At 60.9% G+C, this 17,503-nt stretch carries 17 protein-coding genes; 9 read left to right on the forward strand and 8 right to left on the reverse strand.

Annotation, left to right across the window (positions count from 1 at the left end; genetic code table 11):
• Positions 1 to 8: 8 nt before the first annotated feature.
• Positions 9 to 806: a crotonase/enoyl-CoA hydratase family protein gene (locus AC19YX_RS06800; protein WP_038442105.1), complete on the reverse strand. Its 798-nt coding sequence runs from the start codon at positions 804 to 806 to the stop codon at positions 9 to 11.
• A 173-nt stretch (positions 807 to 979) separates the two neighbouring features.
• On the opposite strand from AC19YX_RS06800, the gene AC19YX_RS06805 reads away from it, so the two are divergent.
• Complete coding sequence (locus AC19YX_RS06805; RefSeq protein ID WP_020302265.1) at positions 980 to 1,555, forward strand: TetR/AcrR family transcriptional regulator; 576 nt, start codon at positions 980 to 982, stop codon at positions 1,553 to 1,555.
• On the opposite strand, the gene AC19YX_RS06810 is transcribed toward AC19YX_RS06805, so the two are convergent.
• Positions 1,552 to 2,139 (reverse strand): TetR/AcrR family transcriptional regulator, encoded by a 588-nt coding sequence (locus AC19YX_RS06810; protein WP_020302266.1) that lies wholly within the window; start codon positions 2,137 to 2,139, stop codon positions 1,552 to 1,554. The two genes, AC19YX_RS06805 and AC19YX_RS06810, sit on opposite strands and share 4 nt — an antisense overlap.
• Before the next feature lie 128 nt (positions 2,140 to 2,267).
• Between AC19YX_RS06810 and AC19YX_RS06815 the strand changes: the two genes are divergently transcribed.
• A complete protein-coding gene (locus tag AC19YX_RS06815; protein ID WP_020302267.1) occupies positions 2,268 to 2,663 on the forward strand; it encodes a cupin domain-containing protein in 396 nt (131 codons plus the stop codon).
• Positions 2,664 to 3,241: 578 nt separating this feature from the next.
• Here AC19YX_RS06815 and AC19YX_RS06820 read toward each other — a convergent pair.
• From AC19YX_RS06820 to AC19YX_RS06830, 3 genes are all read right to left on the reverse strand, one after another.
• Complete coding sequence (locus AC19YX_RS06820; protein ID WP_500605959.1) at positions 3,242 to 5,767, reverse strand: TonB-dependent siderophore receptor; 2,526 nt, start codon at positions 5,765 to 5,767, stop codon at positions 3,242 to 3,244.
• 97 nt (positions 5,768 to 5,864) lie between these two features.
• Positions 5,865 to 6,812, reverse strand: coding sequence for a FecR domain-containing protein (locus tag AC19YX_RS06825; RefSeq protein WP_500605960.1), 948 nt, complete (start codon positions 6,810 to 6,812; stop codon positions 5,865 to 5,867).
• On the reverse strand, positions 6,809 to 7,345 hold the full coding sequence (locus AC19YX_RS06830) for a sigma-70 family RNA polymerase sigma factor (protein ID WP_201130268.1): 537 nt from the start codon (positions 7,343 to 7,345) through the stop codon (positions 6,809 to 6,811). Before AC19YX_RS06830 ends, AC19YX_RS06825 begins: the two co-directional genes overlap by 4 nt.
• 536 nt (positions 7,346 to 7,881) lie before the next feature.
• Here AC19YX_RS06830 and AC19YX_RS06835 point away from each other — a divergent pair.
• Entirely contained in the window at positions 7,882 to 9,039 is a 1,158-nt protein-coding gene (locus tag AC19YX_RS06835) for an MFS transporter (protein ID WP_500605961.1), read from the forward strand.
• A gap of 95 nt (positions 9,040 to 9,134) precedes the next feature.
• The gene (locus tag AC19YX_RS06840; protein ID WP_078471247.1) at positions 9,135 to 9,551 is read left to right on the forward strand and encodes an SH3 domain-containing protein; all 417 of its coding nucleotides are present in this window, start codon (positions 9,135 to 9,137) and stop codon (positions 9,549 to 9,551) included.
• 62 nt (positions 9,552 to 9,613) lie between these two features.
• On the opposite strand, the gene AC19YX_RS06845 is transcribed toward AC19YX_RS06840, so the two are convergent.
• Positions 9,614 to 11,158 carry a nucleobase:cation symporter-2 family protein gene (locus AC19YX_RS06845; protein WP_500605962.1) on the reverse strand — a complete coding sequence of 515 codons (1,545 nt, stop codon included), beginning with the start codon at positions 11,156 to 11,158 and terminating at the stop codon, positions 9,614 to 9,616.
• Positions 11,159 to 11,397: 239 nt separating this feature from the next.
• On the opposite strand from AC19YX_RS06845, the gene AC19YX_RS06850 reads away from it, so the two are divergent.
• The gene (locus AC19YX_RS06850) at positions 11,398 to 11,850 is read left to right on the forward strand and encodes a hypothetical protein (protein ID WP_078471245.1); all 453 of its coding nucleotides are present in this window, start codon (positions 11,398 to 11,400) and stop codon (positions 11,848 to 11,850) included.
• A gap of 25 nt (positions 11,851 to 11,875) precedes the next feature.
• On the forward strand, positions 11,876 to 12,301 hold the full coding sequence (locus AC19YX_RS06855) for a DUF4952 domain-containing protein (protein ID WP_178102958.1): 426 nt from the start codon (positions 11,876 to 11,878) through the stop codon (positions 12,299 to 12,301).
• Positions 12,302 to 12,341: 40 nt separating this feature from the next.
• On the opposite strand, the gene AC19YX_RS06860 is transcribed toward AC19YX_RS06855, so the two are convergent.
• Positions 12,342 to 13,178 (reverse strand): arylamine N-acetyltransferase family protein, encoded by an 837-nt coding sequence (locus AC19YX_RS06860; protein WP_078471244.1) that lies wholly within the window; start codon positions 13,176 to 13,178, stop codon positions 12,342 to 12,344.
• A 204-nt stretch (positions 13,179 to 13,382) separates the two neighbouring features.
• Here AC19YX_RS06860 and AC19YX_RS06865 point away from each other — a divergent pair, with 204 nt between their 5' ends.
• On the forward strand, positions 13,383 to 13,973 hold the full coding sequence (locus tag AC19YX_RS06865; protein WP_500605963.1) for a GNAT family N-acetyltransferase: 591 nt from the start codon (positions 13,383 to 13,385) through the stop codon (positions 13,971 to 13,973).
• Here AC19YX_RS06865 and AC19YX_RS06870 read toward each other — a convergent pair.
• Positions 13,970 to 15,541, reverse strand: a complete 1,572-nt coding sequence (locus AC19YX_RS06870) for a sensor domain-containing diguanylate cyclase (protein WP_078471242.1) — start codon at positions 15,539 to 15,541, stop codon at positions 13,970 to 13,972. The genes AC19YX_RS06865 and AC19YX_RS06870 overlap by 4 nt on opposite strands.
• A gap of 191 nt (positions 15,542 to 15,732) precedes the next feature.
• On the opposite strand from AC19YX_RS06870, the gene AC19YX_RS06875 reads away from it, so the two are divergent.
• Positions 15,733 to 16,221, forward strand: a complete 489-nt coding sequence (locus AC19YX_RS06875; RefSeq protein ID WP_078471241.1) for a hypothetical protein — start codon at positions 15,733 to 15,735, stop codon at positions 16,219 to 16,221.
• Between the two features lie 146 nt (positions 16,222 to 16,367).
• A complete protein-coding gene (gene dusA / locus AC19YX_RS06880) occupies positions 16,368 to 17,369 on the forward strand; it encodes a tRNA dihydrouridine(20/20a) synthase DusA (protein ID WP_500605964.1) in 1,002 nt (333 codons plus the stop codon).
• The last annotated feature ends 134 nt before the right edge of the window (positions 17,370 to 17,503 follow it).

Genomic DNA, 17,503 nt, shown 5'->3' on the forward strand with positions numbered 1-17,503 from the left:
CTTATTGGTTAACGACCTTTGAACACCGGTTCGCGCTTCTGCATCATCGCCATGACGCCTTCACGCACGTCTTCGCTCTTGATCAGCGTGAACAGCAGTTCGTTGAGCTTGGAGAGCGCGGCATCGTCACCCTCGTCGCGCGCCTGGAAGGCAGACTGCAGGGTGGCCTTGATGGCCAGCGGTGCGGCTTTGGCGATGCGCTCGGCGTACTCGATGGCGCGCGCCAGTTCCTGGCCTGGCTCAACGACCTCGGTCAACAAACGCATAGCCAGCGCCTCGTCAGCCCCAAACTCTTCGCCGGTCAGCATGTAGCGCATGGCGTTAGTCCAACCTGCGGCCTGAGTAAAGCGCACGGTGGAGCCGCCAGACGGCGGAATGCCGCGCAGCACCTCCAGGTGGGCGAAGCGGGTGTTGCTGGCGGCAATCGCGATGTCGGCGTTGAGCACCAGCTCGATGCCCGCAGTCCAGCAGGTGCCTTGCACGGCGAGGACCACTGGTTTGGTGCGGCGCGGCTTCGAGACGCCCCACGGGTCGATACCCTCGTCCGGGTACTTGAAGCCGCCCGAAGCCAGCTTCGGCGTCAGCTCCATCAGATCGAGGCCTGCCGTGAAATGGTCGCCGTGGGCGAACACGACGGCGCAGCGCATTTCATCGTTGCGCTCGAATTCCCCCATGGCCAGGGCCAAGTCATTGAGCATGGCGCTGTCGAAAGCGTTGCGTTTGCCGGCCCGTTCAAGACCGATAAGGAACAGATGACCACGCTGCTCTCGGGTAACGCGACCCGGACCGCTGTTTGCTTCGCTCATGGGAGACTTCTCCTGGCTTAATGAGGGGGCTGCCTGGCAATTCCAGGCGGGCTCTAATTACTTACCGAATGTTCGGTTTGATAAAACTAAACAAACATTCGGTAACCGTCAAATTGAGACGCCAAGGCTTATGACGTAGAATCAATCTGCATGATTTAGAGCAGGAGTAACCCGTGCGCCCACTGAAAATCCCACGCGATGAGCTTCTGCAGCGCTGCGCCAATACCTTCAAGCGCCTCGGCTACCACGGCACCACCATGGATGCGTTGTCGTCCGCCTGCGGGTTGACCAAGGCGTCCTTCTACCATCACTACCCCAACAAGGAATCGCTACTGCGGGACGTGCTGGGCTGGACGCATGAGCGGTTGAAACAGTCGCTGTTCTCCATCGCCTTCGATGAAAACCTGGCTCCGCAAGAGCGACTCACAAGCATGGGGCGCAAAGCCAAGAAGCTCTTCCAGGACGACTCGATCGGTTGTCTGATGGGCGTCGTCGCGGTCGATGCCACCTATGGCAAGGTGGAGCTGATGGAGCCGATCCGGCTCTTCCTGGATGACTGGACTGCCGCGTTCGCCAAGCTCTATAGCGCCGGGTACAGCCAGGAGGAGGCGCAACGGCTGGCGAGGCAGTTGGTTGCCGACTTCGAGGGGGCTATCTTGCTGGCTCGTATCTATGGCGATCCGAGCTACATAGATGCTGTGACCGAGCGAGGCCTGCATCAGCTGGAATCAGCGGGCGTAGGCGTCTAGGCCAGTTCCCGCTCAAAACTCCGTTGCAATTCCTGCCAGATCAGGTCGAGCGGCTCCACACTGCGAGCGGCTCTGCACAGCGCGACAGAACCCTCGATGGAAGCAATCGCGAACAGTGCCAAGCTGCGAGAGCGGATTTCCGCTACGCCCGCTTCCTGTAGCGAATGACTGATGATTTCCTGCCATCGCACAAAGATGCCGTTGGCCTGATCCAGCAGCTGCAACTGGATCTGCGCTTCCAGTTCGGTTTCCGACTCGCCGCGCTGGTCGGACGTGTACTGCTCGACCGCCACGGCCAACACCGCACAGCCGGCCTGGAAGGCCGTCTCTTCAAGGGTGCTGCGCCACAGGGCGACGAACAGCTCCAAACCTTTCAAAGGACCATGCTTGCCCAGCAGCTGCACCAGCGGCTCGCTAACCTCTCGACCCGCGTGGTCGACGGCGGCCTCAAGCAGCTGACGCTTGCCGCCGGGAAAGTGGTGCGCAATGGAGCCGCGCGGCGTGTTCGAGTAACGAACGACCTCGCGCATGCTGGTCGCGGTCATGCCCTTGCGGCGCAGAAGATCCGCGGCGCCGACGATCATTCGGTCACGAGTGGAAGCGCTCATCGTAAAAATTATGCCACCTGTCATATTTTGATGTAGTCTCGACCTCGACTATGCCACTTGTCATAGTCGTTCATCCACCTCTTCCAATACGAGGCACCGAAAAGATGACCGTTCGCCCCACACTTCCCAATCCAATCGATTCCGTAGCCCTGGCATCGCTGAACACTCCCGATGGCTGGCTTGCCTACCCACTGGGCGATGATGTGATCGAAGGCAATCCCGACACCCGGATGAAGCTTCTGCGTACGGTCGGCGTGAAAACCCCGTACAAAGCCGTGGCGTTCTTCACTTCACAACCGTCGAAGTTTGACTGGCGCTTCGATAATGATGAAGCCTTCGTGCTGATCGAAGGTCGCATCGCCATCACCATGGACACCGGCGAGCGATTCGAGATGAGCGCGGGCGATGCCGTCTCGATTCCGGCTGGGCACACGGGGGTCTGCGAGGTCTTTGAGTTCAGCCGGAAATTCACCGTGGTAACCAGCGGATCCGTTGATTGACCTCACATGGATCTTCGCATCGTGTTCAGGCCACCTGCAGTCATGCTCCAGTTTTATGACCTGAACAGTTGCTCGCCCCGCTCACAGGTGAACGCACCCAACTTGAATTGAAATTGATTGGCTGCTTTGGGTTGCTTTCGGCCATTTATGACAAGCAGTCACAACCAAAAGGAGTCATTCGGATGTACTTTCCTGATCCAGCACAGAATGGCCTGGGTACGCCACCTTCGGCAGCTTGCTGCTGCCGTGCTCATGGGGAATCGAAAGAACTCCAATAAAATACGGGCTTGATTAGGATAATCGTAGGGATATGAATACTAAAAATCAGCATAATTTCATTGTAAAACAAATGCTTATTTTTCTGTTCGAGTCCAGGTCGTGGAGCCACACAAGGTTGCAGAGAAGGCTTTCAAAAGCTCTGAAACCACCAAAAAACCCGCCTTCTGGCGGGTTTTTTCGTTTTGGCCTGGCGCTGGTTGCTCGCCGTTTTAAACAGCGTTGTGCTGAATGAGCCCAAACCGGTCACGGGCCATCGCAGACGAGGGAGGTTACCCCTCGCCCACGAAGCGGCTACCGGCCTAGAAGCTGTATTTGGTGCTCACCATCAAGTTGCGCGGCTCGCCGTATGAGCCGCTGTAGAAGTTGCTATCCAGGGAACTGATGTACTTCTTGTCAAACAGGTTGTTGACCGTGGCAGTGGCCGACCACTGGGGCGTCAGTTGATAGCGGGTCATCAGGTTCACGGTGGCGTAGTCGCCCTGCTTGACCTGTGTCGGGGCAGGCAGGCGCCCGCTATCGATCGTCATGTGGATCCCGCTTTGCCAGTTCACACCCCCGCCTATGGTCAGGCGATCCAACTCGCCGGGCAGGCGGTAGGTGGTCCAGATTTTCAGCAGATCGGCAGGGATCGTGGTTTTGATCCGCTCGTGGTCATCGTCCTTGACCACGCTGTGGCTGTAACTGGCAGCCAGGTTCCAGTCCGGTAGCAGCTCGCCGCTGGCTTCCAGATCGACGCCCCGGGTCCTGGTCTTTTTCGCCACATAGGCCGTCAATGTATCGCTGCCAGCGACCATGCCATCGGCCACGGCATCATTCTCCAGATCAACTTCGAACAACGCGATGGATGTGTTCAGCCGACCGTCGTAGTAATCACTTTTGAGGCCGATCTCGTAGTTGTTGCCTTCCCGGGGATCCAGCATCTTTCCCGCGCTGGTGCGGTACGGCTGCGGCTTGAAGATGCTGGTGTAGCTGGCATAGACCGAGTGGTTGGGAGTCAGGTCGTAAACCACGCCGGCATAGGGCGTGACTTCGCCGTTGACCCGCAATGTATCGTCGGTGTTATAGGCCACCATGTTGGCCACGTTGTAGTGCAGCGAGGCATCGTAGCGGTAGTTGCTTACCCGTGCCCCGAGGATCAGCGATAGCTCATCGGTGGGCTTGAGACGAGTCGCCAGGTAGGCTCCATTCTGCCATTGGTCGATGTTGTCGTCTTCGCGGTTGAAATTGTAGGCAGCGCGGGGCGCGTAGTTGTCCCAGCTGTAGATATTCACCGGTTTGCCACTGACGCCGTTGTTGCTGGTGCCATTGGCCAGCAGGTTGCCAAAGCCGTCGCGGCGGTTTTCGTAGTCCTGGAAGTTGAAGCCAAACACCAACTCATGCTCGCGCCCCATGAACTGGAACGGGCCCGAGAACATGATATCCAGGCCTTTTTGTTCCTGGGTGTTGTCGCCCTTGGTTGCGGTGTAGCTCAGGCCGCTGCCGGTCTGCGCGTTAACGAAACCGGTGGTGGTACCGACGATGATCGAGTCGTAATCCCGGGTGCCATACATGGCGTTGGCGGAGACTTTCAAGGTCCAGTCATACGCCAGCTTGTGCTCGATCGAGGCGAAGGTGTTCACCGATTCCTGGCGATTGCTGCTGTCGCGGCTGGCAGGGTTATCGCTGCGCGAGGTGTGCAGGCGATTGCCCTTGCTGTCGAGCAACGGCAACCCGGTGGTGGAGAACCCACGCGGGTCATTGTCGAGGTACTCGACACCCAGGGTCAGCAGCGTGCTGTCGCTCACATCAGCTTCCATCACTGCATAGAGGATGGTTTTTTCCTGCTGCAGATGATCGGTAAAACTGTTGCCCTGCTGATAGGCCGCCACTGCACGCCCGCGCAAAGCACCGTTCTCGGTGAGCGGTCCGGACACATCCACTTCGCTGCGATACAGGTTCCAGGAGCCCAGGCCGGCACTGATGTACCCCTGAAACGTCGAGGTCGGTTTTTTGCGAATCAGGTTGATCGTGCCGGAAGGATCACCAGCGCCGGACAGCAACCCGGAAGCCCCGCGCAGCACCTCGACCCGGTCATAGATCGCCATGTCGGACAGCGATTGCGGCAAGGCCTGGGTGAAGGCAAAGGACGTGGTGGGCATGCCGTCATATTGATAGTTATCAATGGCCAGACCCCGGGAGAAAACATACAGCCGGTCACTGCCCGGGCTTTGCACGTTGATTCCAGGCGTCTGTTCCAGCACCTGCCCGATACTGCGCAAGTTCTGGTCGTCGATGCGCTGGCGGGTCATAACGCTGACCGACTGCGGCGTTTCGCGCAGTGAAAGGTTCAGTTTGGTCGCGGTGCTGGTCACACCCGTGGTGTACGAGCCCGTCCCCTCAGTCGTGCCCTCCATTTCCTGGGCATCGATGCGGACGGCGCCAAGATCCAATGCTCCGTTAGGCTCCAGGCGGGAGACCAGATAGGTTCTTGCATCAATCTTCTGTGCCCGCAGACCGCTGCCTTCGAGCAATACGGCGAACCCCTGCTCGATGCTGTAGGCGCCATTCAACCCGGAAGTCTTGCGCCCGGCGGCCAAGCTGGCATCGAACGACACCACCACCCCGGCCTCTGCGGAGAAGCGGGTAATCGCCGCCCCCACCGGGCCTGCCGGGATCCTGAAGCTTCGCTGTTCGGTACTGGGCTGAGCCTGCCCGGCGTTGACGCCCATGGGCGTCAGGAGCATGCACGGCAAGGCCAGGCTTGCGCAGAGAATGGCCTTGGCCAGCGGCGATTTGCGAGCCCGATAGGGGCGATCATCAAGGTAGTTGATTTGCCGGGGGGACATGAAAGCTCCTGAAATGTTTGGCAGAGTTTTATAAGTTCAGGAGTAGGTCGAACAGGCTCAGGCCTTTCTACAGAGACCCGAGTGTTTTTTTTGCCGATCAGGTTTTCTTCAGCACCCGGGTCCAGTAGCGGGTGCGCTGGAGCACCTGCACCGGAAGTGCACGAGCGATGGCGGCCAGGGCCAGCTCGGTGTTGTCCAGCGGGAACACACCCGACAGGACCAGGCTGCCTGCGTCGTCCGAGCAGCCCAGGTAGCCCGGACGATAGCGGCTCAACTCGCCAAGCAGACGCTGCAAGGGCCAGTCGTCAACCCGCAACAAGCCCTCCACCCAACTGTCACTGCCCGGCGCCGCCGCTTGCAGTGGGCCGAAATCGTCGCGGCTGAAACTCATCGTCTGCCCGGCGTCGACCCTTTGAGTCCGACCGTTACCCAGGCGGACCTGCACCGCATGTTCCGACACGCTCAACGTGGTAGTGCCGGCATGCTGCCGCACGTCAAACCGGGTGCCCAACGCCTGCATATCGCCCTGGGCGCTACGCACGATAAAGGGCCGGGGGTCTTTGCCGGTCTGGGCCTGGATTTCCCCGGCCCGCAGCTTTATCAAGCGCACTTGGGCGTCGAACTGGATATCCACAGCGGTCGAGGTGTTGAGGGTCAGCCGGGTGCCATCGGCCAATTGCAGGCTGCGCCGCTCGCCGATCGCGGTGCGCTGATCAGCCATCCACAGGGGTGCCTGCCGGTAGCCGGACCACCCCAGACCGCTGACACCACCGATCACGATGATTCCTTTGAGCAGTGAACGACGGTTCAGCTGCGCCAGCGCGACAGGCGCGTGATCGAGCACCTCGTACGCCATGGCACTCGGCAGTTTGCCCAATTGCAGTTGCAGTCGCTCAACTCGCTGCCAGGCCCAGTGGTTGGTCGGGGTTTCCATGCACCAGCGGCGCCAGGCGTCTTGCAGCGCTATATCGTCTGGCGCCCCCGAGCGGCGGGCTAACCATTGTGCTGCAGCGCGCAATGCCTGACGTTTTTCGTCGACAGTCACAGCTCGGATTCCAGGGCGAACAACAGGCAATGCTCGGAAGCCTTGGCCACATACTGGGTAATTGAACTGACCGATACCCCCAGTCTGGCGGCGATTTCCTTGTAGCCCATGCCTTGCAATTGCGAGAGGAGAAACGCCTGTTTCACCTTGCGCCCCAAGCCGTCGAGCATGGCATCTACCGCATGCAGCGCTTCGACCATCAGCAGCTTGTCTTCAGGTGACAACGCATAGGCCTCCGGCTGCTGGGCCAGCGCTTGCAGATAAGCCTGCTCCAGCGCTCTGCGGCGGAAACTGTCGACCATCACTCGCCGTGCGATAGTCGCCAGATAGTAGCGGGGCTTTTGCAGCAGAGGAGTGGCCGGGCCTTTGCGTTCACTGAGCAGCAACCGCACAAAGGTGTCCTGGGCCATGTCTGCCGCCTGATGAGAACATCCCAGGCGCATCCGCAACCAGCGCACCAACCAACCATGGTGGTCACAGTACAGGCTGGTGATGGACTGAGGAGCTTCGGGTGGAGAGGCACCGGAGGACATGGTAATGATACGCAGTTGAGAACCAATCTCAATTTAACCGAAAAGGCATTCTGATGGCAATTACACGTAGACCAGCGTGCTCTCGATACCCGCAATTGCTTTGCCCTCCGGGCCTGGCGTAGGCTGTGCGACTCTTTTAATCCGACCCGACCAATCCGATGTATGTCCCTGCCCTATCCGCTTGCGCTTTTACCTCAATGAGCCCAACGGACATCCTCGCCGTTACCCGACACGACTGCGCGATCAATCGCCGGCGCCGCAGCGTGCTGTTCGCCTTCACCTTCTCGCCGCACCACGCCACCCACGGTTGCGACTGAACCCCGCGCGACTTTGATACCCCGGCAGCCCTGATGCCTCGGATCAAAGCTGTTGACGCCTTTCACCGCAGAACCCGAAACCGCTAGCGCCACCGCGCTTCGGAACCTCGTGCTGCGTCCAGAAAAGCGCCTTGCCCGGCAGTCATGTACAGGCCCGGCCCTTGCGGCCAGACCACGGAACAACCTCGATGCCTGATAACCCAGGCACAGGCACTTTTTATGAACAGCAAACTATTAGCAGCACTTATTCTCGGCATCTCGATCGTCGGCCTCAGCATCGGCTCGACAGTGCCGGTGATTGCGCTACGCCTGTACCAGGCCGGCGCCTCCAATGCACAGATCGGCATCATGTCGGCACTGCCCGCCGCCGGGATGATGCTCTCGGCCTTCCTGGTGGACTGGCTGTGCCTGAAACTCAGTCGGCGGCAGATCTACCTGCTGTGCTTCAGCCTGTGTGCCTTGAGCATCGCCCTGCTGGAGATTCCCGGCGTCGGCCTCTATGGCCTGGGCATGGCGCGCATTGTGATGGGCCTCGGCGCCGGCCTGATCATCATCCTCGGGGAAACCTGGGTCAATGAAATGGCCGAAGAGGCCACCCGCGGGCGCATCATCGCGGTCTACACCACCTGCTTCACGGTGTTCCAATTGATCGGTCCGGGCCTGGTCGCCCTGCTGGGTACCGACGGCCCCCAGGTGCTGGCCATCGTTCTCGCCGGCTATGTACTGGCCATCGCGGTGATCTGGCTGACCCTGCCCCATCAGCACATCCTGGCCGATCACACCCAGAGCAAGACCTTTTCGGTGCTCGGCTTCATCCGTGTGGCGCCGGCCCTGTGCGTGGGCATCCTGTTCTTCGCGTTCTTCGATACGGTGATTCTCTCGCTGTTCCCGGTCTATGCCGCAGGCCACGGCTACAGCATCAAGCTCGCAGCCTTGATGGTCAGCATCATTCTGCTCGGCGACGCGGTGTTTCAGTTTCCCCTGGGCTGGCTATCGGACAAGACCGGCCGCGCCGCCATCTACCTCGGCTGCGGGTTGGTGGCACTGCTGATCGGCTTGGGCCTGCCGCTGCTGATCGGCTATCCGGCACTGCTCTGGCCCAGCCTGGTGGTACTCGGGGCCGCGGCCGGCGGGGTGTATACCCTGGCAATCATCCTGATCGGGCAAAAATTCAGCGGCCCGGACCTGGTCACGGCCAATGCCAGTGCCGGCCTGCTATGGGGCATCGGCAGCCTGCTCGGGCCGCTGCTCAGCGGCGCCGCCATGAGCGGCGGCTCCCATGGTTTGCCATTGACCCTCGCGGCTGCCGCAGCAGTGGTGGTGCTGTTTGCCTGCTCGCTGCTCAGGCAACACCAGGCGCAACAGATCACGGAGTAATACGCGCCAGCCAAAGGGCATGTGGCCGGGGTGGGCAGCCTCGGCTTTTGTCACTACTATCGCGCCACCCGCCCCCTCGCCCTGGACCCATACCGATGGACCGATCCCTGCGCCTGCTGCCGTCCTGCCTGCTGCTCAGCCTGCTGCCCCTGGCTGTCGCCCAGGCCGAAACCATTGATTGCGACACCCTGGGCGACAACGCGTCCCTGGAGGCTGGCAGCTATCGTCCGCCCCTGGAGGCCACCGTCATCGACCAGGGCCGACTGTATTTCCACAGCGCTCCCAGCCCGGCCTGCATCAACAAGAAGCTGTTTGTCATCCCGGGTGACAGCCTGACGGTATATGCCTCCAGCCAAAGCGGCTGGGCGCAGGTGATGTACATCGCCAAGGACGGTCAGGACTACAGCGGCTGGGTCGAAGAAAAACGCCTGAAACTGGGCGACCACTACGGTGGCAACGATGCCGACGACGCCGAACCCGCGCCCGAGCAGCAAGCGCCTGCAACCCCATGAACAAAAAAACCGACGCCCTTGGGGGCGCCGGTTTGCTCAGGCTTCACTGCCGTCGGACGCACCTAGACCTTGCTGGTCTCGGCTGCGCTTCTGGCATGGCCGACCGCCGGCCCTTCCGCCCCATGTGCGCCCGCCTTGCCAACCGGCTCGACCACCACCGGCACTTCATTGCCTTCGGCATCGTGCAACTTGCCATCGCTGAAGTAATCGCCCTCGCGCAGCGCCGCCAGATCCTGGAAGCGCAGGGTGCGTTCGGTGCCCGCGGCAAATACTGACTGCTGATCCGAGTTGCCGGTGGTGAAATGGTTGAAGGTCAGGTTGAGGATAATCGCCATGATCGCCGACGAACTGATGCCGGAATGGAAGATAGTCGCGAACCAGCTGGGGAAATGATCGTAGAAGTTGGGTGCCGCGATCGGAATCATGCCGAAGCCAATGGAGGTGGCAACGATGATCAGGTTCACGTTGTTGCGGTAGTCGACCTTGGACAAGGTGCGAATGCCGCTGGCCGCCACGGTGCCGAATAATACGATACCGGCGCCACCGAGTACCGAGGTCGGTACGGCAGCGATCACCCGCCCCATGAATGGCAGCAGGCCGAGGATCACCAGGAACACCCCGCCGGTGGCCACCACGAAGCGGCTCTTGACCCCGGTGACCGCCACCAGCCCGACGTTCTGCGCAAAGGCGCTCTGGGTAAAGGAACCGAAGATCGGTGCCAGCACGCTCGACAGCATGTCGGCCCGCAAGCCGTTGCCCAGGCGCTTGGAATCGACCTTGGTGTTGATGATTTCACCGACCGCGAGAATATCGGCCGAGGTCTCCACCAGCGTCACCATCACCACGATGCACATCGACAGAATCGCCGCCAGATGGAAGGTGGGCATGCCGAAGTGGAAGGGGGTCGGCAAGCCGAACATCGGCCCCTGGGTCACGCCGGAAAAGTCCGCCATGCCGACCATGACCGCGATCAACGTGCCAAACACCATCGCCAGCAGGATCGACAGGCGAGAAATGGTCGCACTGCCGATTTTGCTCAACAGCAGCACCAGCACCAGGGTGATTGCCGCCAGGCCGATATTGGACATGCTGCCGAAATCCGCCGCCCGGCTGTTGCCGCCCATGGCCCAGCGCGCGGCCACCGGCATCAGCGTCAGGCCGATGGTGGTGATGACAATGCCGGTCACCAACGGTGGGAAAAACTTGGTGATACGCGAGAACACCGGAGTAATCAGCAGCCCGATCAACGAAGCGGCGATCACCGCCCCCAACACCGACTGAAAACCACCTTCGCCGCCACTGCTGACAATCGCCACCATGGTCGAGACGCCGGCGAAGGACACCCCCTGAACCAGCGGCAAACGGCAGCCAAAGAATGGAATGCCCAGGGTTTGCAGCAAGGTTGCCAGCCCCCCTGCGAACAACGACGCAGCGATCAGCAGACCGATTTCCGCCGCAGACAGCCCGGCCGCCTGGCCGACAATCAGCGGTACCGCAACGATGCCACCGTACATGGTCAGCACGTGTTGCAGGCCGTAGGCCATGTTGGCGCCCAGACCCAGGTTTTCATCTTCCGGGCGCTGCTGTGAATCGAGGGGGGTAGTCATGGTTTGGGGTTCCCTGTTTTTGTTATGGGCACACTGTATTCAACATCCAAGACAACTGTCCATACAATTGTATACAGTTTGTCGGACAATACAGGACGGCTTTTGTGCCATAACACCCCACTGATGCTTCGCAACTCCCGTCCAAGTGGCTCCGGACGAGCAACGATCCGGGCCCAGGATATAAATCACTGGCTGCTGAGCCCTGCTAGAATGCCGCCTCGCCCTCTTCGCCTCGACTCATGCAAACGATCGAACGATTCGCCCTGCAGCCCCACCATGGCTCGCCGCAGACCGACCCCGCCGATGCGCTCCTGATCGTCGACGGGCAAGTGTCCGCGCTGCGTATTCCGGGCCGGCTACTGCGGCGTCAGTACCAGACCGCACTGGGCTATGTGCTGATTACCGAGCTCGACTACTGGGTCGAAGAAGCTGTCCTTGTGGTGCTGGTCAGCCTCGACTTGCAACGGGTATTGGCCCACCGCACGCTGACACGCTGGTACAGCTCGTATTACCTGGAAGAGGTGGCGTGGCAGGATGATCGGCACTTTTACCTGACCATCGAAGGACTTGAGCACTACCGCTTTTATTTCACCCTGCGCCTCCGGCACTGGCCCCTGGTCAGCCCGCGATTGGGCATGCGCTGCCGGCGCCTGGACCGTAAAAGCGGGAAATGGACATTCGACCCCTGGTAAGGGCCCCGGCCCAGGAAACCCCACATTGAACCGACGTACATGGACCCGCTGGCTGCCGGTGGCGCTCCTGCTGCTGATCAGTAGCGCCCACGCAGAACTGAGCTGCGATGACTTTCTGGCGAATGCTGGCGGCAAGCCTGCCTACCTGGAGTTTCTCGAGTGTCATCAGGAGCCCGAGCTCCAGGGCGCCCCGTTCCGGGCCACCTACCGCCTGCCGGGGCGCGAGGTGTACAACGCTGAGCGCTATGCCGCCGAACGCTTCGCCATGAAGCCGCTGCGCCGCTCCTGCTGCATCTGGGATGCGCCCCCGGGCTTCTTCCGCGATCCGCATACCGGAATCGGTTACTCGGTCTTCATGGGCTCAGGAGAAACCCCGGTCAACCGTCGTGAAGCACTGCAGGACATCGACTTTATCTACCTGCGCGTCGACGCCTACGCTGAAGACCCTTAGGGCCGAGAGCGACTGGAGGCGTCCGCCAGCGCAGTGTCAGTCACACCGCCGCGGGTTCGCTGATCAGTTGCGCAACCACCTCGCGCAACGCCGGGTGCTGCGGCAAGCGGATCCGAAACTCGCGCTGCAGCAAGTCGAGCAGTTCATCCGCATCGCTGATCTGTCGCCGCTCGCTGGGCTGGCCCATGCGGTGCAGGGCATAACTGCCGTTGTTGAGCGTCCGGCGCCAGCCGTCACCGGTCAGCGCGGCTTTCAATTGCCCGAGAAATGGCGAGCGGCTGTGGGTCGAGACGTACCAGTTGCCCATCTCGTAGTCGGCGTCGCCCTGCACCTGCAGATCGAACACATACATGGGTCGCCACTCGCCCATGACCTTGGCGCGCAAGGCATAACCGCTATCGCGCCGGACGATGCAGTACGGCTCGTGGGGCGTGGCCTGCTCCGCATCGGTGTCCAGGCGCAGCGGAGCAGTTGGCACCATGCCGCCAAAACCGACATCCACCGAATACTGCACGTCGTCGAGGGTCACCAGCGCCAGGCGATGGGTGCGCGAAGTCAGGGCATCTTCCGGCCCGCCCAGCACCACGCGCCCGGTAATGCCCCGGGCCTGGAACCCGAGATGCTGCAGCAGTGCCAGGTACATCTGATTGAGCTCGTAGCAATAGCCGCCACGGCCGTCATGCAGGATTTTTTTCTCGACCGTCGGCAAATCGATGGGCACCGGCAGCCGCAGCAGGGTCGACAGGCTTTCGAAGGCAAAGGTGCTGGTGTGGCGCAGTTGCAGCCGGCGCAAGGTGTCCAGGGTCGGCGCGGGTGCGGCATCGAAGCCGAGCTGGTGCAGGTAGAGGTCGAAGTCCATCACAGCGGGTTGGCTCATAGTGCGGTCCTTGTCCACAAGGTATTACGAAGGTATGGCGGGCCAGTCTTGGGAATCGCGGGCTATGTATAAGTCATAACGGGCACGGCTCGACAATTGATTTAGCCAATCAGTTTTATGGCATTGGCCCTGGATTGGATCTTGCCAAGGCCACCGCGCTTGCCTGTAATACCGTCTGCCCGCCCCCGAATGAGAAGGCCCCGCATGCAAACCCTGGAAGGCCCGCGAATCATCCTGCGCCCGCTGCTGCCCAGCGACGCCGAGGCCCTGGTCGACGCCGCGCAAGATGGCGAGCTGTGGAACCTGCCATTCACCGTGGTGCCTTCGCGGGATACGGTCCACCCCTACATCGCACAGGCCTTGAGCGGGCGGGATGCCGGAACGGTACTGCCCTACGTCACGGTGCTGAAAACCAACGGTCAGGTGATCGGCTGCACGCGTTTCTGGAAGGTCGACCGCCAGCACCGCAAGCTGGAAATCGGCAGTACCTGGATCGCCAGCCGCTGGCAGCGAACCTTCGTCAACACCGAGGCCAAGTACCTGATGCTGCGCTACGCCTTCGAATCCCTGGACTGCGTACGGGTGCAATTCACCACTGACGAAATCAACCAGAAATCGCGCCAGGCCATCCTGCGCCTCGGGGCCCAACAGGAAGGCATCGTGCGCCATGAGCGGATCATGCCCGACGGCCGCAAGCGCAACTCGGTGCGTTTCAGCATCATTGACGATGAATGGCCAGCAGTACGCCGGCAATTGGAAAGCAAACTCGCGCAGCAGGTGGAGGGACAGGGCTAGCGGTCAGAACGCAGCAGTGGCGCGGCCGCCTCTTCCATGGACAGCACCTCCACCCGGTTGCGCCCTCCCTTCTTGGCCTGATACAGCGCTGCGTCCGCGCGCTGGATAAAGGCCTCGATACTGTCCGCCCCTCGTGGCACGAAGGCGTAGCAGCCCAGGCTCACCGTCAGGCGACCCGTGGGAGAACCACCGTGCTCGATATTTTGCTCCATGACCCGGAGGCGAATCTGCTCGGCGATGGTCAGGGCGCCCTGGATATCAGTGTCCGGCAACAGCACCGCGAATTCTTCGCCACCGTAGCGCACCGCCAGGTCAGCCTTGCGCTGGCAGCAGTTTTTCAAGACCTGCGCCACTTCGGTCAGGCAATGGTCTCCCGCGACGTGGCCGTAGGTGTCGTTGTAGCTTTTGAAGTAATCGATATCGAGCATGATCAGGCTCAGCGGGCTTGACTGGCGCGCTCCGCGCCCAAACTCGATTTCCAGGGCCCGCTCGAACAGCCGCCGGTTGGCCAGCCCGGTCAGGCTGTCATGGGTGGCAATCACCTCCAGCGCCTCCTGAGCCTTGCGCAGGTCAGCCTCGATACGCTGGCCGTCACGCACCTGATGCACAAACACCCAGCCGAACAAACCGATACCGAGCACCACCAAGGCCACAATCACGCTGGACTGATAAGCCGTGGCGTACCAGCCCTTGAGGATCGCATCCCTTGACGTTGCGGCGGCCACCACCAGCGGGTAGGCCTCCAGCTGCCGATAGCCATACAACCTGACCACGCCATCCACCACCGAGGTGATCATCGCGTTGCCGTAGAGCGAGTTGGGCAAATACTTCTGGAAAATCTCACCACGGCTCAGCGAAGCACCGATCTGCCGCTCTTCAAAAGGCCGACGCGTCAACAAGGTGCCATCGGACAAGGCCAGGAACATCGTGCCGTCGTCATCGATATTGAAACTTTTGAAGAACTGATCGAAGTAAGCCAACTTGATCCCGGCCATCAGCACGCCCTGGAAGTTGCCCTGCTTATCGTTGATCCGGCGCGACAGGGGAATGATCCACTCGCCGTTTTCCCGACTGCGAATCGCCGGGCCGATATGCACCAGCAACGAGGCATTCTGCTGGTGGAAGCGGAAATAATCACGGTCCGCCACCCCTTCCCCACGCGGCAGATCATCGAAGGATGTCACCACCCACTGCCCATGCTTGTCGAACATGAACAGCCCGCTCAGTTGTTGCAGCGCCTGCACTCGCCGGGAAAAGGTACTGTGCAATCGTGCGGCCGCCGCCCCTTCATAGCCATCAGCCTGGACCCACTCGGCCAGGCTGGTCAGCACCAACTCGGCCTCCATGAAGGTGTCTTCCGCCTGCTGCGCCATGGCGCGCGTCAGGTTGATCGACACCACCTCCGCCATCGCCAGATCATGGCGCCGCGACTGTTCCAACTGCAGGTACAACAGACCACACAGGCACAGGCAAACCGTCGCGATAAATGCCACCGCAGCCTTGAGCAGAGGGAGGCGTTTCAGCGAGCCATCGGAGGTGGAGTGCGGGTCATGAATGGGGATAGGCAAAAGCATCATCCTGAAGGGGAAGGCATGAGCCAGCGCCCAAATCCCTTGATGTCGGTGAGCTTAGCGTAAGGGCCGATAGCGGGCAAATGAACCCCGGCGGTCAACAGTCGGCTTGGCGGACTGGCCAGCGCAGGCCAAGGTGCAGTAACTTGAGGCGCTACCCCACACTCACCACACGATAGGAAATCGGAATGAGTAAGGCTGATGAGCTCGCTGCCAAGCTAAAGCAAAAACAACAAGGCCGCGCCGACAAGGAGGCCAGCGCAGACAAAACCATCGAACTCTGGCCCGTCCAGGTCAACGAGTTGTACCAGCAGATCGAAACCTGGCTGACGCCCGTGTCCGAGGCCGGCCTGGGCATCCGCCGCAACGCCACCCGGGTCTTCGAGAGCACGCCTTCCGGCGCCACCTTCAACTACGCCATCGATCAACTGGTGCTCGAAGGCAACCACACCAGCATCACCTTCGACCCCATCGCACGCTTCATCCCGGGCGCCACCGGACGCATCGACATCCATGCCAAAGGCCAGGAAAAATACCTGCTGCGCACCGCCAGCGATCATGGCGAAGGGCATTGGATGATTCACACGGCTCCGCAATCGGGGCGACCGCAGCAGGAGCCTGTGGAGTTCAATGAAGACAACCTGCTGACGGTGGTGGAGGAAGGGTTGGGGCTTTGACGAAGTGACCGATATAGCGTGATTGGCGGACCCGACCAAGGTCCGCCAGTCCCCAATCAATTACTGATAAACTTCGCGCCGCCCTGCTTACGCCCATCAGGCCCGCGCGCACCTGCGCACCAGCCGAACCACAGCGACACTATTCCATGCCTTTGAACAACCCAGCCCCTTCCCGGCCAGAGCCGTCCCGCCGCTTTTCTGTGGCGCCGATGATGGATTGGACCGACCGCCACTGCCGCTACTTCCTGCGCATCCTGTCCAAACATGCCCTGCTCTACACCGAGATGGTCACCACCGGTGCGCTGCTCAATGGCGATCACGAGCGTTTTTTGCGCCATAACCCGTCCGAGCATCCCCTGGCCTTGCAGCTGGGTGGCAGTACACCGGCGGATTTGGCGGCTTGCGCGCGGATGGCGCAGCAGCATGGTTACGACGAGGTGAATTTGAATGTGGGCTGCCCCAGTGATCGGGTGCAGAACAATATGATCGGTGCGTGCCTGATGGCGCATCCTGGACTGGTGGCTGACTGCGTGAAGGCAATGCGCGATGCGGTGACGATTCCGGTGACGGTGAAGCACCGCATCGGGATCAATGGTCGTGACAGTTATGAAGAGCTGTGTGATTTCGTTGGCCAGGTGCGGGATGCGGGTTGCACCAGTTTTACCGTGCATGCCCGGATTGCGATTCTGGAGGGGCTTTCGCCCAAGGAGAATCGCGATATTCCGCCGCTGCGCTATGACGTTGCCGCGCGGTTGAAGGAGGATTTCCCGGAGCTGGAGATTATCCTCAATGGCGGAATCAAGACCCTCGAGGCCTGTCACGAGCATTTGCAGACCTTCGATGGGGTGATGCTGGGGCGTGAGGCCTATCACAACCCCTACCTGCTGGCCGAAGTGGACCAGCAGTTGTTTGACAGCACAAAGCCGGTGATTTCCCGCGCCGAGGCGCTGGCACAACTGCGCCCCTACATAGCCGAACACCTGGCTGCGGGCGGCGCGATGCACCATATCACCCGGCATGTGCTGGGCTTGGGCACCGGGTTTCCGGGGGCGCGTAAATTCCGCCAGTTGTTGTCGGTGGATATCCACAAGGCCAAGGACCCTTTGGCGCTGCTGGATCAGGTAGGGTTATTGCTGGAAGGGCGTTGAGCCAGACGCTATTTGCTGCGGTTGCCCAAATACCGCCAGGCCAGGCGCCTGGTGCTTTTCCGTTCGGCGTAAAGCCAGGGCAAGCATTCGCCAGCTTCGCCACTTGGCAGTATACTTTCGCCAGATGGCAAAAC

Source organism: Pseudomonas sp. MF09150 (assembly GCF_059862355.1).